The 22754-nt window shown below is 65.5% G+C and carries 19 protein-coding genes; 13 read left to right on the top strand and 6 right to left on the bottom strand.

The window, feature by feature from the left end:
- Window positions 1-45: 45 nt before the first annotated feature.
- The 6 genes from ltnD (at window position 46) to FW796_RS21330 (ending at window position 6474) form a co-directional block, all read left to right on the top strand.
- Window positions 46-951: an L-threonate dehydrogenase gene (gene ltnD, locus FW796_RS21355; RefSeq protein ID WP_446439967.1), complete on the top strand. Its 906-nt coding sequence runs from the start codon at window positions 46-48 to the stop codon at window positions 949-951.
- Between the two features lie 10 nt (window positions 952-961).
- A complete protein-coding gene (otnK, locus tag FW796_RS21350; RefSeq protein ID WP_446439966.1) occupies window positions 962-2254 on the top strand; it encodes a 3-oxo-tetronate kinase in 1293 nt (430 codons plus the stop codon).
- Window positions 2251-2889 (top strand): 3-oxo-tetronate 4-phosphate decarboxylase, encoded by a 639-nt coding sequence (gene otnC, locus FW796_RS21345; RefSeq protein ID WP_446439965.1) that lies wholly within the window; start codon window positions 2251-2253, stop codon window positions 2887-2889. Before otnK ends, otnC begins: the two co-directional genes overlap by 4 nt.
- 179 nt (window positions 2890-3068) lie before the next feature.
- A complete protein-coding gene (locus tag FW796_RS21340; RefSeq protein ID WP_446439964.1) occupies window positions 3069-4532 on the top strand; it encodes a GntT/GntP/DsdX family permease in 1464 nt (487 codons plus the stop codon).
- A gap of 21 nt (window positions 4533-4553) precedes the next feature.
- The gene (gene otnI / locus FW796_RS21335; RefSeq protein WP_404939649.1) at window positions 4554-5336 is read left to right on the top strand and encodes a 2-oxo-tetronate isomerase; all 783 of its coding nucleotides are present in this window, start codon (window positions 4554-4556) and stop codon (window positions 5334-5336) included.
- A 70-nt stretch (window positions 5337-5406) separates the two neighbouring features.
- Complete coding sequence (locus tag FW796_RS21330) at window positions 5407-6474, top strand: alpha/beta fold hydrolase (protein ID WP_404939651.1); 1068 nt, start codon at window positions 5407-5409, stop codon at window positions 6472-6474.
- A 71-nt stretch (window positions 6475-6545) separates the two neighbouring features.
- Here FW796_RS21330 and FW796_RS21325 read toward each other — a convergent pair whose 3' ends face one another.
- The 5 genes from FW796_RS21325 to FW796_RS21305 form a co-directional block, all read right to left on the bottom strand.
- Window positions 6546-7358: a DeoR/GlpR family DNA-binding transcription regulator gene (locus FW796_RS21325; RefSeq protein ID WP_404939653.1), complete on the bottom strand. Its 813-nt coding sequence runs from the start codon at window positions 7356-7358 to the stop codon at window positions 6546-6548.
- Window positions 7359-7463: 105 nt separating this feature from the next.
- Window positions 7464-7691, bottom strand: coding sequence for a hypothetical protein (locus FW796_RS21320; protein ID WP_446439963.1), 228 nt, complete (start codon window positions 7689-7691; stop codon window positions 7464-7466).
- 7 nt (window positions 7692-7698) lie between these two features.
- Window positions 7699-8433 carry a substrate-binding periplasmic protein gene (locus FW796_RS21315; RefSeq protein WP_404939657.1) on the bottom strand — a complete coding sequence of 245 codons (735 nt, stop codon included), beginning with the start codon at window positions 8431-8433 and terminating at the stop codon, window positions 7699-7701.
- 74 nt (window positions 8434-8507) lie between these two features.
- Entirely contained in the window at window positions 8508-10091 is a 1584-nt protein-coding gene (locus FW796_RS21310) for a hypothetical protein (protein WP_446439962.1), read from the bottom strand.
- Window positions 10088-12598: a hypothetical protein gene (locus tag FW796_RS21305; RefSeq protein ID WP_404939661.1), complete on the bottom strand. Its 2511-nt coding sequence runs from the start codon at window positions 12596-12598 to the stop codon at window positions 10088-10090. The genes FW796_RS21310 and FW796_RS21305 overlap by 4 nt, the downstream gene beginning before the upstream one ends.
- 211 nt (window positions 12599-12809) lie before the next feature.
- Between FW796_RS21305 and FW796_RS21300 the strand changes: the two genes are divergently transcribed.
- The 7 genes from FW796_RS21300 to FW796_RS21270 all read left to right on the top strand — a co-directional run bounded on the left by FW796_RS21300 (window position 12810) and on the right by FW796_RS21270 (window position 21330).
- Window positions 12810-13841: a lysozyme inhibitor LprI family protein gene (locus FW796_RS21300; RefSeq protein ID WP_446439961.1), complete on the top strand. Its 1032-nt coding sequence runs from the start codon at window positions 12810-12812 to the stop codon at window positions 13839-13841.
- A gap of 273 nt (window positions 13842-14114) precedes the next feature.
- Window positions 14115-15311: an enoyl-ACP reductase FabV gene (gene fabV, locus FW796_RS21295; RefSeq protein WP_404939663.1), complete on the top strand. Its 1197-nt coding sequence runs from the start codon at window positions 14115-14117 to the stop codon at window positions 15309-15311.
- 177 nt (window positions 15312-15488) lie between these two features.
- Window positions 15489-16187, top strand: a complete 699-nt coding sequence (locus FW796_RS21290) for an AzlC family ABC transporter permease (protein ID WP_346632739.1) — start codon at window positions 15489-15491, stop codon at window positions 16185-16187.
- Window positions 16187-16498 (top strand): AzlD domain-containing protein, encoded by a 312-nt coding sequence (locus FW796_RS21285; RefSeq protein WP_346633056.1) that lies wholly within the window; start codon window positions 16187-16189, stop codon window positions 16496-16498. Before FW796_RS21290 ends, FW796_RS21285 begins: the two co-directional genes overlap by 1 nt.
- 67 nt (window positions 16499-16565) lie before the next feature.
- The gene (locus FW796_RS21280; protein ID WP_446439960.1) at window positions 16566-17555 is read left to right on the top strand and encodes an SMI1/KNR4 family protein; all 990 of its coding nucleotides are present in this window, start codon (window positions 16566-16568) and stop codon (window positions 17553-17555) included.
- Entirely contained in the window at window positions 17552-18511 is a 960-nt protein-coding gene (gene nudK / locus FW796_RS21275; RefSeq protein ID WP_446439959.1) for a GDP-mannose pyrophosphatase NudK, read from the top strand. The genes FW796_RS21280 and nudK overlap by 4 nt, the downstream gene beginning before the upstream one ends.
- Window positions 18512-18759: 248 nt before the next feature.
- Entirely contained in the window at window positions 18760-21330 is a 2571-nt protein-coding gene (locus tag FW796_RS21270) for a bifunctional diguanylate cyclase/phosphodiesterase (protein ID WP_404939667.1), read from the top strand.
- Window positions 21331-21339: 9 nt separating this feature from the next.
- On the opposite strand, the gene FW796_RS21265 is transcribed toward FW796_RS21270, so the two are convergent.
- Window positions 21340-22752, bottom strand: coding sequence for a DUF2252 domain-containing protein (locus FW796_RS21265; protein ID WP_446439958.1), 1413 nt, complete (start codon window positions 22750-22752; stop codon window positions 21340-21342).
- Between the last annotated feature and the right edge of the window lie 2 nt (window positions 22753-22754).

The raw sequence follows: 22754 nt of genomic DNA, 5'->3' as shown, positions 1-22754 counted from the left end.
GCCTGTCCGGCGCGGCACAGTCCTGGTCTATTTCTGGAGTCCCCCATGAATAACAACAATGTCGGTGTCATCGGTCTTGGCGCCATGGGCCTGGGCATCGCCCGTTCGCTGTTGCGCAGCGGTTTCAAGGTGCACGCCTGCGACGTCCGTGCAGCGGTCACCGAGCAGTTTGCCGCCGAAGGCGGAGTGGCTTGCGCCTCGGCGGCGCAACTGGCGGGCGCATGCGATGTGATCGTCACCGTGGTGGTCAACGCCGAGCAGACCGAGAGCGTGCTGTTCGGCGAAGGCGGGGCGGTAGCGGCACTGCGCCCCGGCAGCCTGGTGATCGGCTGCGCCACCGTGGCCCCGACCTACGCCGTGGACCTGGGGCAACGCCTGGAGGCCCTGGGCCTGCTCTATCTGGATGCACCGATCTCCGGGGGCGCGGCCAAGGCCGCCGCCGGCGAGATGACCATGATGACCTCCGGCCCGGCGGCCGCCTACGCCAAGGCCGAAGCCATCCTCGGCGGCATGGCCGGCAAGGTCTACCGCCTGGGTGACGCCCACGGGCTGGGCTCCAAGGTCAAGATCATCAACCAGTTGCTGGCCGGGGTGCACATTGCCGCCTCCGCCGAAGCCATGGCCCTGGGCCTGCGCGAAGGGGTGGATGCCGACGCCCTGTACGAGGTGATCACCCACAGCGCCGGCAACTCCTGGATGTTCGAGAACCGCGTGCCCCATATCCTCAAGGCCGACTACACGCCACTGTCCGCGGTGGACATTTTCGTCAAGGACCTGGGCCTGGTGCTGGATACCGCCCGGGCCAGCAAATTCCCCCTGCCGCTGTCGGCCACCGCGCACCAGATGTTCATGCAGGCCTCCAGCTCCGGTTTCGGCCGCGAGGACGACTCGGCGGTGATCAAGATCTTCCCGGGCATCGACCTGCCCGTGGCCAAGCCCGATGCCGTTTGAGGAGCCTGTGATGACGACTTCCAATCCACGCCCGCTACTGGGCTGCATCGCCGACGATTTCACCGGCGCCACCGACCTGGCCAACATGCTGGTGCGCGGCGGTATGCGCACGGTGCAGAGCATTGGCATTCCCAGCACCGAGGTGGCTGCCGGCCTGGACGCCGACGCGGTGGTGATCGCGCTGAAATCCCGCACCACTCCGGTGGGCGAGGCGGTGGCCGAATCCCTGGCGGCGCTGCAGTGGCTGCGGGATCAGGGCTGCGAACAGATTTTCTTCAAGTACTGCTCGACCTTCGACTCCACGGTGGCGGGCAATATCGGCCAGGTCAGCGAAGCGCTGCTCAAGGCCCTGGGTGGCGATTTCACCTTGGCCTGTCCGGCGTTTCCCGAGAATGGCCGGACGATTTTCCGCGGCCACCTGTTTGTCCAGGACCAGTTGCTCAACGAGTCGGGCATGCAGCATCACCCGCTGACGCCCATGACCGACGCCAACCTGGTGCGGGTGCTGCAGGCGCAGACGGCACTGCCGGTGGGCCTGCTGCGCTATGACAGCGTGGCCCAGGGCGTGGACGCGGTGCGGGCGAAGATCGCTGAACTGCGGGGCAAGGGCGTCGCCATGGCGATTGCCGATGCGCTGTCCGACGCCGACCTCTACACCCTCGGCGCGGCCTGTGCCGACCTGCCGCTGTTGACCGGTGGTTCCGGGCTGGCCCTGGGCCTGCCGGAGAACTTCCGCCGCGCCGGCAAGCTGCGGGACCTGGATGCCGCGAGCCTGCCGTCGGTGGGCGGTGGCGAAGTGGTGCTGGCCGGCAGTGCCTCGGCGGCCACCAATGCCCAGGTGGACGCCTGGCTTGAGGCCGAGCGTCCGGCCCTGCGCATCGATCCCCTGGCCCTGGCGGCGGGGGAGCCCGTGGTGGCCCAGGCCCTGGCTTTTGTCCAGGCGCAGCAGGACACCGTGCTGATCTACGCCACCAGCACCCCGGAGCAGGTCAAGGCGGTGCAGCGGCAATTGGGCGTCGAGCGGGCCGGTGCCCTGGTGGAGAACGCTCTGGGCGAGATTGCCCAGGGCCTGCGGGACAACGGCGTGCGGCGCTTTGTGGTGGCCGGCGGCGAAACCTCCGGGGCAGTGGTCAAGGCCTTGGGAGTACGGCTGTTGCAGATCGGTGCACAGATCGATCCCGGGGTGCCGGCCACGGTCAGCAGCGGCGGCGAGCCCCTGGCCCTGGCCCTGAAGTCCGGCAACTTCGGCGGTCGCGACTTCTTCGCCAAGGCCCTGCGCCAACTGGCCGGAGGTCAGCCATGAGCCGCGAAAACGCCCTGCGCGAAGAAATCTGCGACGTCGGCCACAGCCTCTATCAACGGGGCTACACCGTCGGCAGCGCCGGCAACATCAGTGCGCGACTCGACGATGGCTGGCTGATCACCCCCACCGATGTCTGCCTCGGGCGCCTCGATCCGGCGGCCATCGCCAAGGTCAACCTGGCGGGGGAGTGGGTCAGCGGCGACAAGCCGTCCAAGACCCTGGCCCTGCATCGCCAGGTGTATGACCGCAATCCGGGCGTGGGCGGGGTGGTGCACACCCATTCCACTCACCTGGTGGCATTGACCCTGGCCGGGGTCTGGCACGACGACGACATCCTCCCGCCGCTGACCCCGTATCAGGTGATGAAGGTCGGGCACATTCCACTGATCGGCTACCAGCGTCCGGGTTCGCCCAAGGTCGCCGAGCAGGTGGCGCAACTGGCCAACCGGGTGCGTGGAGTGATGCTCGAACGCCTGGGCCCGGTGGTCTGGGAAAGCAGCGTGTCCAAGGCCAGCTATGCCCTGGAAGAACTGGAGGAAACCGCGCGCCTGTGGCTGATGAGCCAGCCGCGACCGGAGCCCCTGGATCAACACGCCCTGGACGAACTGCGGGACGCTTTCGGCGCCGCCTGGTAATCACTGAAAAGGCTTCATGGCAAGCGGCCCTCGGGAGCGCCATCGGGCTCTCGCGGGGAGCGGCTTGCCGGTAAAAAAACAATAACAACAGGACATCCCGAGATGAACGACTGCATAGGCTTTACGGGTTCCAGCGCTCTGTGCCACACACGCCAGCAACCTTGTGGGGGGCTGTCGCTATGAGCCCGCTGATTCTGATGATCACTGCCGGGGCCGGCATCGCCCTGTTGCTGTTCCTGGTGCTCAAGTACAAGTTCCAGCCCTTTGTCGCCCTGATGCTGGTGAGCATCCTGGTGGCCCTGGTGGCCGGGGTGAAACCGGCGGAGCTGGTGGCCACTATCGAAGGCGGCATGGGCAAGACCCTTGGCCACATCGCCATCATCATCGCCCTGGGCGCCATGATCGGCCGCATCATCGAACTGTCCGGGGGCGCCGAGGCCCTGGCCAAGACCCTGATCGAGCGCTTCGGCAACCGCCGTACGCCCCTGGCCCTGACCATGGCCGGCTTCATCATCGGCGTGCCGGTGTTCTTCGAAGTCGGGGTGATCATCCTCATGCCCCTGGCCTACGGCGTGGCCCGCAGTGCGCGCAAGCCGCTGCTGGTGTTCGCCTTGCCGATGTGCGCCGCGTTGCTCACCGTGCACGCCTTCCTGCCGCCCCATCCGGGTGCGGTGGCGGCGGCCAGCCAACTGGGCGCGGACCTGGGGCGGGTGCTGATGTTCGGCCTGCCGCTCACTGCGCTGCTGTGCTACGTCGGCTATCGCGTTGCCGGGCGCATGACCCGACGCAACTACCCGATGACCGACGATATCCGCGCTGAAGTCTACGGTCCTCACGTCACCAATGAAGACCTGGCGGCCTGGAACAACGGCGCCGAACAACCGGCCAGCGCCCAGGCAGTGGCCTCCGTGGCGCACATGGGCCTGGAAGAGTCCACCGGCAGCCTGGCGGCGAAACTGCCGCCGGCGCCGCCACCGGGTTTCGGCCTGATCGTCAGCCTGATCCTGCTGCCCATCGTGTTGATCCTGCTGGGCACCCTGGCCACGTCCTTGCTGCCACTGGAATCCACCCTGCGCGGCGTGTTGACCGTGCTGGGCGCGCCGCTGGTGGCGCTGCTGCTGGACACCTTGCTCTGTGCCTGGCTGCTGGGCTCGCGCCGCGGCTGGAGCCGCAGCCAGGTCTCCGACGTGATCGGCTCGGCGTTGCCCGGGGTGGCCATGGTGATCCTGATCGCCGGTGCCGGCGGGGTGTTCGGCAAGGTCCTGGTGGACACCGGGATCGGTGCCGTGGTCTCCGACATGCTGCGCACCACCGGCCTGCCGGTACTGGCCCTGGGCTTTCTGCTGACCATGCTGCTGCGCGCCGTGCAGGGCTCCACCACCGTGGCCCTGGTGACCACGGCCGGCATCATCGCGCCGCTGATCGCCACCCTCAACCTGAGCCCCAACCACATGGCCCTGCTGTGCCTGGCCATGGGCGGTGGCGGGCTGGCGATGTCCCATATCAACGATGCCGGGTACTGGATCTTCACCAAGCTGGCCGGGCTCAACGTGGCGGACGGCCTGCGCACCTGGACCGTGATCACCACCTTGCTCGGCACCCTGGGGTTCTGTATTACCCTGCTGATCTGGCCGTTTGTCTGACCTTGGATTCTAGGAGTTCACATGCCTCGTTTTGCTGCCAACCTCAGCATGCTCTACCCGCAACACGACTTCCTCGAGCGTTTCGCCGCCGCGGCGGCCGACGGTTTCAGCGCGGTGGAGTACCTGTTTCCCTACGACTACAGCCCCCAGGTGCTCAAGCAGCGCCTGGACGACCACGGCCTGCAGCAAGCGCTGTTCAACGCGCCCCCGGGTGACTGGGCGGCGGGGGAGCGGGGCATCGTTTCCCTGCCCGGGCGCGAGCAGGAGTTCCGCCAGGGGTTCGAACAGGCCCTGGAATACGCCGCGGTGCTGGGCAACTCACGGATTCACGTGATGGCCGGCCTGCTGCCCTCGGAAAGCGACCGCGCCCGTCATCACGCGGTGTACCTGGAGAACCTGGCCCATGCCACGGCCCAGGCGGCCAAGGCCGGGATCACCGTGCTGCTGGAGCCGATCAACACCCGGGACATGCCGGGGTTCTTCCTCAACCGCCAGGACCAGGCCCAGGCCATCTGCAAGGAAGTCGGCGCCGCCAACCTCAAGGTGCAGTTCGACTGCTATCACTGCCAGATCGTTGAGGGCGACCTGGCGGTGAAGCTGCGTCGGGACCTGGCGGGCATCGGCCATATCCAGATCGCCGGGGTGCCGGATCGTCACGAGCCGGACCTGGGGGAGTTGAACTATCCGTACCTGTTCCAATTGATGGACGAGCTCGGCTACGACGGCTGGGTCGGTTGCGAATACCGCCCCCGTGGCGACACCTCCGCCGGCCTGCAATGGCTGCGGGACTGGCAGGCGCGCTAAGCCTGTGCGGCCCCTTTGCGCCGAGCGCGCCAAGGGGCCTTTTCTCCAATAAAAAACAAGGACATTCCCCATGCAGCGTTTTGCCTGCAAGGCCGCGCTCGGCCTGATTCTTGCCCTGGGTGGCGCCTCCCTGGCAGCGGCAGCCAGCCTGCCGACGGCCACTGAGGGCGACTGGGTCGCCCCGCAGTTCAGCTTCCACAACGGTGAACAGCTCGCCAACCTGAAGCTTCACTACATCACCCTGGGCAACCCGAAGCATCCGGCCATCCTTTACCTGCACGGTACTTACCGGCCGGCCAGCGATCTCTTGAGCAAGGATTTTGGCGGTGAGCTGTTTGGCCCGGGACAACCCCTGGATGCCAGCAAGTACTACATCATTGCCACCGACGGCATCGGTGTCGGCCAGTCGAGCAAACCCTCGGACGGCCTGCGGACCCGCTTCCCCCAGTACAACTACGACGACATGGTCCAGGCCCAGTACCGGTTGGTCACCGAGGGGCTGGGGGTCAAGCACCTGCGCCTGATCATCGGCAACTCCATGGGCGGCATGCAGACCTGGATCTGGGGCCAGACCTGGCCGCAGATGATGGACGCCCTGGTGCCCATGGCTTCGCAGCCCACCGAGATGGCGTCGCGCAACTGGATGATGCGCCGCTTGCTGGTGGAGTCGATCAAGCAGGACCCGGCCTGGAACCAGGGCAACTACGTTGTCCAGCCACCGTCCCTGCGTCTGGCCAATGCCCTGTTCGCCACCGGCACCAGTGGCGGCACCCTGGCTTATCAGGCCCTGGCGCCGACCCGGGCCCAGGCCGACAAACTGGTGGATGAACGCCTCAAGGCGCCGCAGACCGCCGATGCCAATGACTTCATCTACCAGTGGCAGTCTTCGGCGGACTACAACGCCGCGCCGGGCCTGGGCAGGATCCAGGCGCCGGTGTTGGTGATCAACTCGGCGGACGATGAGCGCAACCCACCGGAAACCGGCACTCTGCAAGCGGCGCTCAAGCAAGTGAAAGATGCACGCCTGCTGCTGATTCCCGCCAGCGCCGAAACCCGCGGGCATGGCACCACCGGCATGGCCCGGTTGTATGCCAAGGAGTTGGCGCAGTTCATGGCCGAGACCGAGAAACCCCACTAACGGCCACTGCGGTCTCTGCATGGCGAGGGAGCAAGCTCCCTCGCCACGGACTGCTGGGGGTTATCGCTGACTCAGGACTGAGCCGGCAGCAGCAACTCCACCCCGTGCTTGCGAATCCCGTCCGCTGCGGCCGGCGCCAGGGCGGTGTCGCTGATGATGATGTCGAACTGCTCCAGGTCGGCGATCTTGTACATGCTGAAGGTGCCGTACTTGGAGCTGCTGGCCACCAGCACCACCTGGGTCGCCGACTGCATCGCTACCTGCTTGACCTCCACCTTCAGCGCCGACGGCGTGGTGATGCCGCGGCGCAGGTCCCAGGAACTGGTGGAGATAAAGGCCACGTCCGTCACCACTTGGCGCAGAGTCGCCACTGCCAGCCCGCCAACGCAGGAATGGTTGGAATGGTCCAACTGCCCACCGGTGTGGATCACCGTCACTTGGGGCGCGTCCAGCAACGCCTGGACCACGCCGAAATCGTTGGTCACCACGGTCATGCCCGACAGCGCCTTGATGTACGGCACGATTTCCAGGGTGCTGGTGCCGGCATCCAGATAGACCGTCATGTCCGCATGCAGCAGGCGCGCCGCCAGTTTGGCCATGGCCTGTTTCTGCGGCAGCTCCACCACGGCCTTGGACTGATGGCTGGGCTCGCTGTGCAACTGACTGGCGATGCGCACGCCGCCGGTGACCGAATAGGCCCGGCCTTCCTGTTCCAGCAGGGCGATATCGCGACGCACCGTCATGTGCGAGCAGTCGAACATCTCCATCAGCTGATGCACGCTGAGTACCTGATGCTTGCGCAACTGGCGCAGGATCTGCTCACGGCGCTGTTCCGGAATCATCGGGGCGTTGCTGTCAGTGGCGAGGTCCTTGGGACTGGGCATTGGGGCTCCGGATTGGCGGGTCGGCAAAGACAGAAATAGGCTCGTCATAGTAGCGAAACTCGCCGCGGCGGACGAGATTTACTGCCGTTCACGAGTCAGCAAATTCTATCTTGAGGCCGTCGTCAGCTGTCGCTTGAGCAGGCGGGTCAGGAGCGGCCGGGCCTTGCGGCGCCTGAACCGTGACGGGATATGCAGCAGGAAGCTGCGCCAGGGATATCCACCCGGGTCGCGCTCCGTAGACAGCAGGTAATCGTGCAGGGCCAGGGCCCCGCACTGCGGGCAGTCGAGTGCTGGCTGATGGGGCATGGGCAGCCATGGGAGAAGGCTTGTCATGGGCGACTCAATTCATTGATGGGGCGCTGCGGTCGATATGCCAGCGCTGTTTGAGCCGTTGCAGGCTGCCATCGCGTTTCATCGCGTCCAGGGCCCGCTGCCAGCGGGCTACCTGGGCGGCGTCGACTTTAGGGGAAAAGGCGATATAGGCGTCCTGGCGCATCAGCGGCATCTGGTAGCTCAACTGATCGAACGGCAGGCCCGCTTCGGCGGCAAAGGTGCTGACGCTCATGGTGTCGGCCACCAGGTATTGCACCCGTCCCACCTGCAGCAGGCGAATCATGATCTCCGGGCTGTCCACGCCCCACAGGTTGTCCAGCCCCTGTTGCTTGAGGTAGCTGTAGACCAGCCACTTGCGCGGTACGGCAATCTGTCCCCGGGTCTGGTGCAGGTCGGTGACTGCGCTGTGGTCGCTAGTGCGGGCGTAAAGCGCGGTTTCGGTCTGCATCAGCGGCCCCACCCACTGATAGCGCGACTCGCGCTCGGCCGTGCGCAAAATGGTAAACACCGCGGTGTCTTCGGCCTCGCTGGCATCGCGCAAGGCGCGCAACATCGGCCGTTGCTGCACCTGCACCGGATCGCCGGTGCGTTGCGCCAGGGCTTGCACCACCTCCACAGCGAAGCCCGTCATGTGCTGGCCCTGCTGAAAGTGCAGCGGCGGATGATTGTCGGTCAGCATGCGCAGCTCTGCCATGGCGGCGAGGCTCAACAGGGACAGCATGACACCCAGAACCCAGTTCATCGCGATCCTTGAACAGACAAATGAGCAGAGCTTAGTACGCCCCTCTGAAAGGCGTCGCCAGAGAAAATCGGTCGTCATTGGTCGGCACACTGATAGAACAGGGTTTTCGTCTCTTCACACCAACGTCGGCGCAGCAGCCGACTTTCCGTCATCAAGGCCAGGGTCGAGTACAGCCGGTCTTCGGTCAGCCCGGGTCGCCAGGCGTTGTCGGTACCGGGCAACAGGGAAACCAGGCCTTGTTCCTCGAGGCTGATGCGCAGCCTTGGCTTGGCCTCGGTCATGCGGATGGCGGCGATGCCGAAGTGCTGGCTCAGCAGGTTGTTCTCTATCAGGTTGAGGACCAGCTCCGCCAGGCTGATCTGCTGCTTGCGCTGCAGTGACCGAGCCCAGTACTGCAACGACAGCCGAGCCTGGCCGCCCTGGTCCAGATAGGCGCTGTGCTGGGGGCAGGCGCTGAGGTCCTGGGTGATGGCTGCCACCAGAAACAGCAACTGCAAGGCCTCGCTGGCGGCTTGCTCGTCGTGGTTGTCGATGTACCCCTGCAGATTGTCGATGCGCTCGAACAGATCAAGTTCGGCCACCTGCAGCCCTGCCTCCAGCAAGTTGGCTGCCTGCGCAGACAAGGCACGGTAGTGCTCCAGAGCGGCGTGTACCGAGGTGTCGGCCTGCAGTGGGCTGGCGTCGAGGCAGAGCAGTCGGTCGCGCAGTTCCTCACTGCTGTGCAGGCCCTGGGCGATATGCTGTTCCACCCAGCCGAACAGGCTTTCAAAGGCCAGGCGCTGGGCTTGGCGCAACTGCAGGACCCGCCACAGCGCCTGGGTCGGGGCCAGCCCGGCCACCTGCTCGGCCGGGAAGTCGGACATCGGCAGCAGCGCCATGGCCCGACGCAGCGCCGGCAGGCTGGTTTCGCTGCCCAGCACCTGCAACGTGGCGCGGATCAGGTCGATGGAGCACTCTCGGTGGCCGGCCCTGGGGTTCTTCGCCATTCCCGCGGGTGGGTAGAACTCATCGCGAAATACCTGCGCTTCCTTGGCGCTCGGCCGATTGCGATCCCACTGCAGATGCACGGCGCTGGCCTGTTCGACGCTGCCCTGCCGGTCCTCAAGCGAGGTCAGCCACGGATAGAACGCCAGGGTACGCAAACCTTGATCCAGGGCTCGGGCCAGTGCTTCGCCAGCCTCGGTGACGGCGTAAGTGCCGTCGGGTTGCGGCCAGGCCAGGCCCAAGCCAGTGTCGGGCTTGAACGACGGGCCGTACTGCACCGCATCGAACCAGCTGGGGCCGCGATGCCAGGCCTTGAAGTCCAGGGTGAAAGGTCCGTTGCCGGGCGGGCTGTACTGGCCATTGCCGGCCATGTAGGCACCTTCACCCACCAACTGATGGCTCCAGCCGAACAGCACCTCGATCTTTTCCCTGAACCGTTCGAAGCGTTTACCCACGGGCAGCTCGCCCGAATAGGGTTCGCGGTGCCGATTGAAGATCCACACCGCCCAGCACATCACCGAATACGGGCGAATCCACTGGGTGCGGTTGTTGATCCCCGGCATGAACTGGTCCATCAGTTCCAGGTTGGCTTGTCGCAGTCCGAGGTAATCCACGCCGCCGCTCTCACGCACGGACGGGGATACGAAAAAGGCGCGTTGAGGCAATGTGTTCATGGTTCGAGTGACACCATCAGGGCCTGGCAATACTGGCAGTGGTTGATGCGGCGTTGCTTCAGGCGGGCAAGGGCTTCGCGCTCCACCGGGGCGTAGCACCAGCGGGTGTTGGGGCAACTGCTGATGGTGCGATGGTTGACGCGGTAGTAACCCGGCCGGGAGCTGTGGGGGGAGTGGATGTGTTGCAGCGCGATGATCTCTTGCGGGGTGAAACGGTCCGCCGGCAGGCGTTGCTGACGGGCCTGTTGACGATCTTCGATGTAGCTGCAGAGTAGCGCCCGCAAGGTGCTGGTTTGCTGCACCGCGTCCAGGGCCGCCAGGGCTGCGCAGACCCCATGGTCCACCAGTTGTTGCGCCGCTTCCTGGGTGAACCAGCGTTGCGCCAGGTGCCGGGCCTGGACGAAGTCCACGGCCCCCTGGCCGTAGCGCTCCAGGTACTCATGCAACGTGGTGGTGTCCAGCGCCCCCAGGGTTGCCGGGGAAGCCAGCCTGCCCGGCAGCGCCAGGGTGGCGGCCAGGCCGTAGACCGCTTCGTCCACCAGCGGGCGATCTTCGGCGGCCAGTTGGGCGTGGTCCACGCAGTTGAGCCAGCGCTGGGCAAAATCCCGGGCATTGGCCGGCAGGTGCAGGCGACGTAAATAGAAGTCCAGGGCGACATGACACCAGACATACAGCAACTGGGCTTTCTTGCGGCTGCTCAGGCCCTTCAGGTTGACCAGGCTCTGCAGGGTCTGGTTGAACTCGTTGAGCAGGTTGGGAGAGGGCAGCGATTCGAGGTTGGGGTCCGACGCCGGATCGAAGTCGCTGTCGCGGTCTTCTCGACCACTGTCCAGTTCGATGATAGGTGCTGCATCACCGCGCCTCCCGGGTTCTTGCCCGGGTTTGGCGTGGTGCAGCAAGCCAGCGATGGCCTGGAGCAGCGCCCAACTGCCGTCGCGGCCGGCAGCGGCTTTGGCCACGGTCGGCAGCCAGTGGCGAGGGCGCTGGGGCGGCTGTGGCGCAGGCGGCTCAGTGCCGGCTGGCTCGTTGTCAGGCGAAGGGTGTGGCGTCGTGGCGGGCTCAGTGCTTATTGGCGCATCGGGCTCTTCAGGCAGTTTTTGCGCATGCACCACCAGGCAGTTGAGCAGAATCTGCAGATCGCCCTGGGCTTCGTTGCCCCCCAGCAGTCGGCCCAGGGCACCGCACAGGCTGCGAATCGGCAGGGGCATGCTCAGGTAGGCGTCGATGCAGACCCAGCCACGGGCACTCTGTGTTTCGCGCTGCAAGCGCAGTTGCAGCCCTTCGTCCAGTCTGGAGTCCAGGGCCTGCTGCAGCGGCCAGACGAAGCCGCCTTGGGCGGTCAGTTGCAGCGGCGCCACTTCGAGGACTTCTTCGGCGCACTCCAGGGTCGCCAGCCATTCTCCTGCCAGGGGTGGCTGACCGATCAGCCGGCCTTCCAGCTGTTGCTCTTGGTTGAGGCGGGCATAGACGCACAGGGCCGCCTCCTGGTCCTGGCGCTCGAAGGCATCGGCTTCAAAGTGCGGCGCCTCGACGGGCTCCCAGCATTCTTCGGTGGCGCGCTCGAGCTTGCGCAGCACCGCCACTTCCACGTTATCGGTGCTGTCCATGGAGGTCCGGGTGGCATTCACGCTGCCGGTCAGGGTCCAGCTGCCGGCGCCGCGCAACTCCAGCCATTTGGCGTGCAGCCGACGCTGGTTGTGGTCGACCCTGGGGGTCACCCAGTCGATCTCCACCGGCCAGTCCCTGGTCTGCTCCAGGGGAAAGGAGGAGACGCCGTTGCCCGGCACTCCAACGGTGAGCCGAGGGATGCCCAAGGTTTTGAGCAGATGGCCCAGGGACTGTGCATCGCGGCTGTGGAAGGGTGAAAGCAGCAGTAGGCTGTGCCAGCGCTGGCCTGCGGCGCGCTCGATCAATTGCTCGGTGATGGCGGTGTCCAGGGAGTGCAACAATTCCACCGGCTGCGCTGGAGCCTGATCATGAAACTGCTGGCTGAGGGCCCGGGCCCGTTGAATGAAGGGCAAGAGGGCGCTGTCGTCGGCGATCTGCAGGCGCGGCTGGGTGCAGAGATTTTCCAGGAAGTTGGCGAAGTCGGCGAAGGCCCCCGGCTGCTCCCCGGCGCTGAGGACTTCCAGCACCTCGACATTGCGCCCGTGGCCACCAAAGGTCAGGTTGCCGCTGCCGATCATCAGCAGGTCTTGCTCCTCGCCGCGCAGGTAGGTGATCTTCGGGTGGAAAATACCGTCCTGGACCCGCACCGGGATCAAGGCGTAGTCCTTGCCCACATGCCGCGCCCGTAACTCCATCATCGAACCGCGGTAACCCTGGATATCCACCAGCAGGGTGACTTTTTCACAGCCGGCTTCGCGCAGTCGGGGCAGCACGTAGCTTTCGAAGTAGGTCAGGCTCAGGGCATAGGTGGTGAACAGCGCCTCTTTCCAGGGGCTGTTTTCGATGAAGTGCAGTTGCGACGGTCCGTTGGGGCCTGGGGGGTTCGGGGGGGACGCCATCGTGCTCTCCAGTCCATGGGTCGAGGCTCAAGTCGGTGGCTGATTATCGGGCAACGCAGCGCTGTTGCAAGTGTCGGTGATGTCACAGTGCTGGTATGGCTGGTCATGAGGCCGGGAAGGAGGGCGCAGAGGGATTTTTTTCATGAAGGCTTCGTGAGTGAGCAGTCGACGCAGGTATTCTTGCAAAGCCTTTTTTGAATGGAATCGACCCATGTCCGCTCCCTTTGTACGTCCACTGCGGGCCAGTGGCTTGCTGTTGGCTGCCCTGGCCTGTGCCACCGCTGCCCAGGCCAGCAGTTTCGACTGCGCCAAGGCCGCCAGTGCCAGTGAAAAGGCCATCTGCGCCGACCCCTATACCGCCGGGCTGGACAGCCGGCTGGGCAAGGCCTGGACGGCCACCCTGGCCGAAACCAAGGACCCCAAGACGCTGCGCCTGAACCAGCGTGAATGGCTCAAACAGCGCGACCAGTGCCAGGCCGAGCTGGGCTGTCTGCGCAGCCAATATCTGAGCCGGCTGATGGTGCTGCGCTATGTGAATATCCCGTTCAACTGGCAGGGCACCTGGCAGCGGGTGTCGGTCAGCCCGTTCTACGGCGGTGAGCTGGTGATCCGGCGCAGCGGCGAAGATCGTCTGAGCTTCGACCTGTCGGCCATGGGCGGTGCCAATTCCGGTGCGCTCGCGGGCAAGCTGCAGCTCAAGGGCGGCGAAGCCCGCTACGGCGTCGAGGGCTGCAACCTGCGCTTCACCCCGCGCAACGGTCTGTTGCAGGTGACCCAGGAGGGCGACTCCTATGCCTGCGGTGCCGGTTCGGGGGTGTATTACGACGGGCTCTACGTGGCCTCCCGGCAAATCCTGGAAAACCAGTACGATTTGCTGTCCACCGCGCTGGTGCGCACCGAGGAGGAAGATCAGCGAGCCCGGAAGCTGCTGCAAAAGGACTACCAGACCCTGCTCGACAGCGGCTCGGTGTTCTCCCAGGACACCTCGGCCGAGCTCAAGGGCGCCGAGGTTACCGATATGTGGCTGCAGGGGCTGGCCAATACCAATGCGGCGATTTTCGTGCGGGGAACCCAGGGGCAGCTGTGGGTCGCGCTGTTGGCGGTGGTGGGGCCCAAGGATGAAGTACGGGTGCGCTACTACACCACCGAGCCGGAGTGGAAGCACAGCCTGCCGGACGTGGTGCAGAGCTGGTACGAAGAGCGCAGCAAGGGCACGCAGTTGCCCCTGGACATGATGCCTTGAGGCCGCAGCAGCCCCGGCCCGCCAGCGATGAGGCAAGAGGGCCGCAGAAATTTCGCCGGGCGGATGCTGAAGCCGGCCGGTGCAACTGCTAGAGTCTCGGCCCTGGCCGCCTGGATGGCCGCCTGAAGGGCGCGGCACTGGCGCAAGACCCCGGCCTGCCGGGCAAATTCCATTGGTTGGTGACGCGAAGCCATTGCGAGCGTCTACGACTTAGCAAGTGACACTGCCGCCGCCGTTATCGGCGCCTGGCACATTGAAATTGGGAGATTGTAAATGGTCATCAAACCCCGCGTTCGCGGCTTTATCTGTGTGACGACCCATCCGGTGGGTTGCGAAGCCAACGTCAAGCAGCAGATCGATTACGTCACCCAGCAGGGCGCCATCGACGCAGGGCCGAAGAACGTACTGGTCCTCGGCGCCTCCACCGGCTACGGCCTGGCCGCGCGGATCACTGCAGCCTTCGGTTGCGGCGCCAACACCCTCGGGGTGTTCTTCGAACGCGGCAGCGTTGACGGCAAGCTGGGCACCGCCGGCTGGTACAACACCGCGGCGTTCCACAAGTTCGCCGAAGAAAAGGGCCTGTACGCCAAGAGCATCAACGGCGACGCCTTCTCCGACGCGGTCAAGGCCGAGACCATCGAGACCATCAAGCGTGACCTGGGCAAGATCGACCTGGTGGTCTACAGCCTGGCTGCTCCGCGCCGCACCCACCCCAAGACCGGTGAAGTGCTGAGCTCGACCCTCAAGCCTCTGGGCAAGTCCGTGACCCTGCGCGGTGTCGACACCGACAAGGAAATCGTCAAGGAAACCACCCTGCAGCCGGCAACCCAGGAAGAGATCGACGGCACCGTGGCCGTGATGGGCGGCGAAGACTGGCAGATGTGGATCGACGCACTGCACGAAGCCGGTGTCCTGGCTGAAGGCGCGAAAACCACCGCCTTCACCTACCTGGGCGAGAAGCTGACCCACGACATCTACTGGAACGGTTCCATTGGCGAAGCCAAGAAGGACCTGGACCACAAAGTCATCGGCATGCGTGAGCAACTGGCCGACCTGGGCGGCGACGCCCGGGTGTCGGTGCTCAAGGCCGTGGTCACCCAGGCCAGCTCGGCGATCCCGATCATGCCGCTGTACCTGTCGCTGCTGTTCAAGGTGATGAAAGAGCAGGGCAGCCACGAAGGTTGCATCGAACAGGTCTACGGCCTGTACAAGGACAGCCTGTACAACAGCGAGCCGGTGATCGACCAGGAAGGCCGCCTGCGCGCCGACTACAAAGAGCTGCAACCGGCGGTCCAGGACCGGGTCAAGCAGCTGTGGGACCAGGTGACCAGCGAGAACCTCTACGAGATGACCGATTTCGTCGGTTACAAGCAAGAGTTCCTGCGCCTGTTCGGTTTCGAGATCGAAGGTGTCGACTACGAAGCCGACGTCGATCCGGACGTGAAGATCAGCAACCTGATCCAGCTGTAATCCGCTTGTAGCATCAGCCAGCGCCCCTCCTTCGTGAGGGGCGCTGTCGTTTGCGCCACCCTATTTCCCGTAGGAGCCAGCTCCTGCACGGGGCGGTGGGCAATTGCGCAAGATCGTTCAAGCCAGGGGCGCCGGCAGATGGCACAGTCAGCGTCCGTTATCTGTGTGCAGGGTTTTATGTCCAGCGTTCTCTTACCCCGTGCCGCCTTTATTCGCGGCGCCATCGCCATCATGCCGCTGTCCCTGGCCACCGCGCCCTGGGGACTGCTGGCCGGTTCCATGGCCATCGAGGCCAATCTCACCCCGTTGCAGGGCCAGGGGCTGTCGAGCATCGTCTTCGCCGGTGCCGCGCAACTGGTGGCCATCGGCATGCTCAAGGGCGGGGCGGGGATCTTCTCGATCCTCTTGACCACCTTGCTGCTCACGTCCCAGCACCTGCTCTACGGCATGAGCATGCGCTCGGTGATTTCCCCGTTGCCGGGGCGCTGGCGAGTGGGCCTGGGCTTCTTGCTCACCGACGAGCTGTTCGCCCTGACCAGTGCCCACGACAAGCAGCAGTTCGACCGCTGGTACGCCCTGGGCGTGGGCCTGACCTTCTACGTGGCCTGGAACCTGTTCACCTTGCTGGGCATCGTGCTGGGCAAGAGCATTCCTGGCCTGGAACACCTGGGCCTGGACTTTTCCATCGCCGCCACCTTCATCGCGCTGATCACACCGCTGGTGCGCAATGTGCCCACCGTGGTCTGCGTCGCGGTGTCGTTGTGCTGCTCGGTGCTGTTCAGTTACTGGCAGTGGGGCTCGGCCCTGGTGCTGTCGGGCCTGGCAGGGATGGCCGCGGGTTTTGTCTGCAACAAACTGTATCGGGGGCAAGCATGATGGTCTGGGCAGTCATCTTCGGCATGGGCCTGTTGGTCTTTCTCAATCGCTACGTGTTTCTCGAGCCGCGCCTGCCGCTGCGCCTGAGCAGTAACGCCCGGCAGTTCCTCGGTTTCGCGGTGCCGGGCATGCTCACCGCGATCTGCGGGCCGATCGTGTTCATGCCCGATCACCAGTTGAACCTGCACTGGGACAACCCCTACCTGCTGAGTTCGCTGGTGGCCATTGCGCTGGTGATCTACACCCGCAATACCCTGGTCAGCATGCTGCTGAGCATGGGCTTCTTTTTTCTTCTGCGCTGGTGGCTGTGACGGGAGATTGCGGTAGCCTGGGTCGCTTTCGGCCCAGGCCGACTTTCAACCGCAACGGATGCATCGGATGAGCAACTTTCCCCACGATATCGACCTGGACACGTTCTGGGACCGGGCCACCAGCAGCAAGATCAACCAGCCAGCCGCCAGCCCCGCAGTGATCGCCGAGCTGCAGGCGCAACTGGGCTATCGCCTGCCACAGTCCTATGTGGCCTTCATGAATCGCTACAACGGTGGCCGCCCGCACCTCAGCTGTTTTCCCACGGAGCAGGGTACTTCCTGGGCCGAGGACCACTGCGCGATCGACAGCTTCCTGAGCATCGGCTGCGACGGTGACTACTCCCTGGGCGGTGGCCTGGGCAGCCGCTTCATGATCGAGGAATGGGGCTACCCGGACTTGGGGGTGTACATCTGCGATTGCCCGTCCGCCGGGCATGACATGATCGCCCTGGACTACCGCGAGTGCGGCCCCGAGGGTGAACCCCGGGTGGTGCACGTGGACCAGGAGGGCGACTACGAGGTGACTGTCCTGGCGCCGAACTTCGAGGCCTTTGTCCGCGGCTTGGTGTCCTGGGAGGTGTATGACACCTCCGAGCAGGATTACCTCGACGACCTGGACACGGTGGCCAGCGCGCCGTTCTCGCCGCTGCTGAAGGAGCTGCTTGAGCACTTCCCGGACGTGCCTGACCTGGGGCCGCTGATCCGCCAGATCGCCCTGCGCATCGTCCAGGACAAGCGCTACTTTGCGTTGCACGCCGACCCGCTGTCGCACCTGCTGTACGACCTGCAGTTCTGGCTGTACCAGAACCGCCACCCGGTGCCCAACAAAGAGGCCTACCTGGAGGTCTATCAGGACATGATCGCCTTCGCCAAGGGCTTCGGCACTGGCGGCTACGCCCCGGATTTTATCCGCGACTGGTTTCGCGCGCGCCTGGCGGACGGTCATATACGCCAGGCGGCGGGCGGATTTGCCCTGACCCCGGCCTACCGCGCGCAGTTGCTGGAACAATTGTCGGGGTTTCGCCCCGCCGGCCTACACACTCAGGAGCAGCCATGAGCGAGGAAAAGATCCGCATCACCGCCGAAAAGACCCTCTCCGACAACTGGTACGTGCTGAAGAAATACAGCTTCGAACTGCGCCGCCGCGATGGCAGCTGGCAGGCCCAGGAGCGCGAGGTCTATGACCGCGGTAATGGCGCGACGATCCTGCTGTACAACCTGGAGCGGCGCACGGTGCTGCTGACCCGGCAGTTCCGCATGCCGGCGTTCGTCAACGACCACAGCGGCTACCTGATCGAGACCGCCGCCGGCCTGTTGGACAACGCCAGCCCGGAGGTGCGCATCCGTCAGGAAGCGCAAGAGGAAACCGGTTGCCGGGTGGGCGAGGTGCAGAAGGTTTTCGACGCCTTCATGAGCCCGGGCTCGGTGACCGAACGGGTGCATTTCTTCATCGGCCATTACCAGGCGCAAGACCGCATCGATGAAGGTGGCGGCCTGGAGCACGAAGGCGAGGACATCGAGGTCCTGGAACTGGATATCGACCAGGCCCTGGGCATGATCGACAGCGGCGAAATCGCCGACGGCAAGACCATCATGCTCCTGCAGTACCTGCAGCTGCATGTGCTCAAGCCCCGCAGCCTGATGGTGCTGGTGGCCGGTCCTTACCGCTCCGGCACCGGCGACGACCCGGCGCTGCTGGCGCGCAATGTCGAGGCCATGGAACGCTGCGCCGCCCAGGTGCTGGCGGCAGGGCATTTCCCGGTGCTGGGGGAGTGGGTGGCATTGCCCATGACCCGGCTGGCGGGGTCCCAGGCGGTGGGCGATGAGGTCTACAACGCGCAGTTCCACACCTATGCCGAACGCCTGCTGGAACGCTGCGATGCGGTACTGCGCATTGGCGGGGCCTCGGCGGGCTGCGATGCCATGGTGCAGATCGGCCAGCGACTGGGCCTGAGCATCTATCACCGGGTGGAGCAATTGCCGCCTGTGACGCCAAGCGCGCTCCGGGACTGATCCCGGCCGCGATTGGGGGGCGCGGGTGGTCGGATCGCTCGCTCGCGGTGGCCGTCAGCGCCAGCACCGCACCTGCTCCCAATCTCTCACCCATCCCCCTCAATACACCCGCAGCCCTCCGGCACCGGGCTTTTTCAGGCCCGGCGGGAAAATACTGTCTATCGTCAATAGGCAAGCGCGAGCTTCGTCAAGGACTGCGTGGGGCAGGGCCTCATCGGTCAGTTTGTCGCCATGGCGCCTGGAGCAATATGGAAAATCCCGGTCTCGATCCTTCTCAAGGGCGCAGCACCTCCAATCAGGCGCTGACCCGTGCCACCCTGCTGGGATGCTCGGGGCTGCTGCTGGCGCTGTTCCTCTTCACCGGCGTGCTGCTGGTATACATCGCCCTCGACCAGAACCTTGCCGCCGAACAGCACAACCGTCTGGATATCGACAAGGCGCTGCAATCGCTGGACAGCAACGCCCGCACCACGCTCAAGGACTATGCCCTGTGGGGCGACGCCTACCAGCACCTGCACCTGCAGGTCGACCTCGACTGGGCCTTCACCCGGCAGAACTTCGGTCCGACCCTGTACCACGATCTGGGTTTTGACGGCGTGTTCGTGATCAATCCGGCAGGTTTAACCGTGTATTCGCTGGTGGCTGGGCGATTGGAGTCGATGGATGCCCGGGATTGGCTGGGGGAGCAGTTGGCGCCTCTGGTGGACGAGGTGCGCCGGGCGGCCGGCGGCAAGGCCATCAGTCATTACCACTCCATCGCCGGGACGCCGGCGCTGGTGGTCGCCGACCTGTTGAGCCCGGGCAATGACCCGCAAGTGCGCGCCGACAGCGGGCCGCAGTCGGTGCTGATCTTTGTTGCGCGCCTGGACCCGTCGCGGCTGCAGGCCCTGGGCCAGGGGCTGGGCATCGAACAGTTGCAGGTGGCCGGCGCCGGACAGGCCGTTGTACTGCCGTCCCTGACCCTGCCCGATGGCGCCGGAATCCTGCAATGGCAACCGACGCGCCCGGGGCATCAGTTGCTGGTGCTGGTGATGCCGTTGCTGCTGCTGGCGGGCGTGCTGGCGGGCATCATGGCCGGCTTCCTGTTGCGCCGGGCCGGGGCGGCGGCCCGGGTCATGGACGATCAGGTCCAGGCCCTGCGGCTCAGTCGCAGCGCCTTGCAGGCCAGTGAGGAACGCTTTCGCGATGTCGCCGAAGCGGCGTCCGACTGGATCTGGGAGGTGGACCCGCAGTTGCGTTTCACTTACCTGTCCGAGCGTTTCGAGGCGGTCACCGGGCTGCCCCGGGAAGCCGCGCTGGGGCGGCCGATGAATGAGCTGCTGAGCTCCGAGCAGGGGTCACTGCGCAACTGGCTGGCGGCCCCGGAACGGCGCTCCCAGGCAATCGTGCAATGCGCCTACCTGGATGGCCACCGGCAGCCGCGGATCTGTCGCCTTTCGGTGCGGGCCATGGCCGCCGGGGGGTTCCGGGGCACCGCCAGCGACATCACCGAGGAGGTCGCCGCAAGGCGCCGCATCGAGTACCTGTCCCAGCACGATGCCCTCACCGGGCTGGCCAACCGTACGCGCATGCAGGAGTTTCTCGAAGGCAAGCTGTTGGCCCTGCCGACCTTGCAGGAGCCCTTGCTGATGCTCAGCGTCGACCTCGATCGCTTCAAGCCGGTGAACGACTTGCTGGGGCATGCGGCGGGCGATCAGGTGCTGCATGAGGTGTCCCAGCGCCTGGCCCAATGCCTGCGGGGGGAGGATCTGGTGGCCCGGGTCGGGGGCGACGAGTTTGTCCTGGTGGTCCCGGGGCAGGTCGCCCGAACCGAGATCGAAGGCCTGTGCCGGCGCCTGATCGGGCGGATCGAAGAGCCGTTCTACATTGCCGAGCATGAAGTCTTCATCAGCGCCAGCATCGGCATTGCCCGGGCACCGGTTGATGCCAGCCTGGCGGAGGAGCTGCTGCGTTTTGCCGACATCGCCCTGTATGAGGCCAAGGCGGCGGGGCGCAGTACCTGGCGTTTCTATGCCAGCGACATGAATGTGCGGATCATCGAGCGCCGCGGCCTGGAGCGCGACCTGCGCCACGCCATTGAACAGGATCAGTTGCTGTTGCAGTTCCAGCCGCGCTATCGGCTGGCGGACGGGCAACTGGTGGGGGCCGAGGCGGTGGTGCGCTGGCAGCATCCCCAGCGTGGGCTGCTGGGTCCCGAGGTGTTCACGCCGATCGCCGAGGACACCGGGCTGATCCTGCCATTGAGCAACTGGGTGCTGCACGCCGCTTGCCGCGCGGCCCGGGCCTGGCCCGAGCGCCTGCTGCTGGCGGTCAACCTGTCGGCCACCGAGTTCCAGCGCGGGCAACTGGTGGCCAGAATCAGGACCGTGCTTGGCCAGAGCGGACTGACGCCCTCGCGTCTGGTGCTGGAAATGACCGACAAGGCATTGCTGGATGACGGTCGCCAGGTGCTGGAGATCATGCAGGGGCTCAAGTCCCTCGGGGTGCAGCTGCTGATGGACGATTTCGGCAGCGGCTACTCGGCGTTGCAGTACCTGCGGACCTTTCCCCTGGACGGCCTGAAGATCGACAGCAGCCTGGTGGCGGGACTGGGCGGCAATCAGGCCGGGCGCTCGATCGTCCAGGCCATCGTCGACCTGGGGCATGCCCTGAATCTGAAGGTGATTGCCGAAGGCGTGGAAACCCCGGAGCAAATCAAGGCGCTGCATGACATTCAGTGCGATGAGGCCCAGGGGCCGCACCTGAGTCCGCCCCTGGACAGCGACGCCTGGGTGAAGCTCTGCGCCGAACAGTCCCAGGCCAGCCGTTCCATTACCTGAGGCCGGGTTTCAGGGCAGATGGTCGGCGGCGAAATCCGCCTCCGAGCGGGCCTGCAAGCGTCCCTTGCGGCAGGCCTGCTGGAAGCGCTCGAAGTCCCGTTCGTTCTGCGTGGCATAGGCCTGGGCGTAGTGCCACAGCGCCTCGGCCAGGGTCTGGCTCTTGCCGATGTAGCCGCTGATCAGTGCCGCTTGCCCCGAGGCCTTGGCGTGGGCCCGGGCCAGGGCCCGGCCACAGATCCGCGCGTAGGCGGCGAAGGTTTCGGCGTCGAAGGTTTCCAGCTCTGCCGACACTTTCATGTCCCGCAGTTGGCGCACATAGAAATGGCGGCCGTTGGGGCCGGTGGTCCAGCCCAGGAACAGGTCGCTGGCGGACTGCATCAGGCGCTGGCCTTCCACCACCCGCTGGCCGTTGTGCCGCGGTCGCGAGCGCACCCGCACATAGTCGGCAAGCACCGAGCGGCGGGCTTCCTTGAACTGCAGGAACAGCGGTCGCTGCTGGTTGTCGGTGAGCAGCGCCACCAGGCAGCGGGTGCCGACGCTGCCCACGCCCACCACTTTGAAGGCCAGGTCGCAGGGGGTGAAGCGCGCCAGCAGGTTACGCCGGTCGGCCTGCAAGGTGCCGCGATAGTCGGCCATGAAGGTGTCGTACAGCGGTCGCCAGTCTTCCAGGCGCATCCAGTCGTCGTCCGGGTCCAGCAGACTGGTGGTGTTGTGCAGGTGGAAGATCTCCGGCAGATCGTCGCGGATCAGCAAGCGCCCCTGGGCATCGCGCTCGCTGATCTTGGGCAGCAGATGGGCGTGGGTGCGGCGCTCGGCCTTGTCCATGGCCCGTTGCACGTGCTCCAGGGTGGTGCTGTTGGCCCGGGCCTGATGCAGCAGGTCTTCGTAGGTCAGGGCGTCGTACCAGATCTCCAGGGCGCTTTGCTCGGCGCAGGTGGCCATGCTCCGTTGATAGGCCCCCACCAGCTCGCGGCAGACGCTTTCCTCCACCGCTGCACCATGGCGCAGGTCCCGGGCGGCAATCAGGAAACTGGCCACCAGGCGCTTCAGGTCCCATTCCCAGGGGCCGGGGTGGACCTCGTCGAAGTCGTTGACGCTGAATAGCAGATTGCGCTCCGGCGTGGCGAAGCCGCCGAAGTTCATCAGGTGGCAGTCGCCGCAGATGGTCGAGCGCAGGCCCATGTCCGGGGTGGTGGCCAGGTCATGGGCCTGGAGCAGAGCGTTGCCGCGATAGAAAGTGAAGGGCGACACCAGCATACGGCCGTAGCGCAGCGCCACCAGGGACTGGACCCGGCCCTGGCTCGAGGCCTCGATCAGCGGCAGGGGGTCGCGCTTGATCTGGCCGGGGGCGCTGTGGCTGTTGCGGGGGCAGTGCTTGCGTGCGTCCTTGCCCTGTTTGATCGGGTCGTTGGGGCGGCTCATGG

The sequence above is a fragment of the Pseudomonas sp. 910_21 genome (assembly GCF_052850735.1).
Note: the sequence above shows the minus strand (reverse complement) of the source record. Positions and strands in the feature narration are given on the sequence as shown.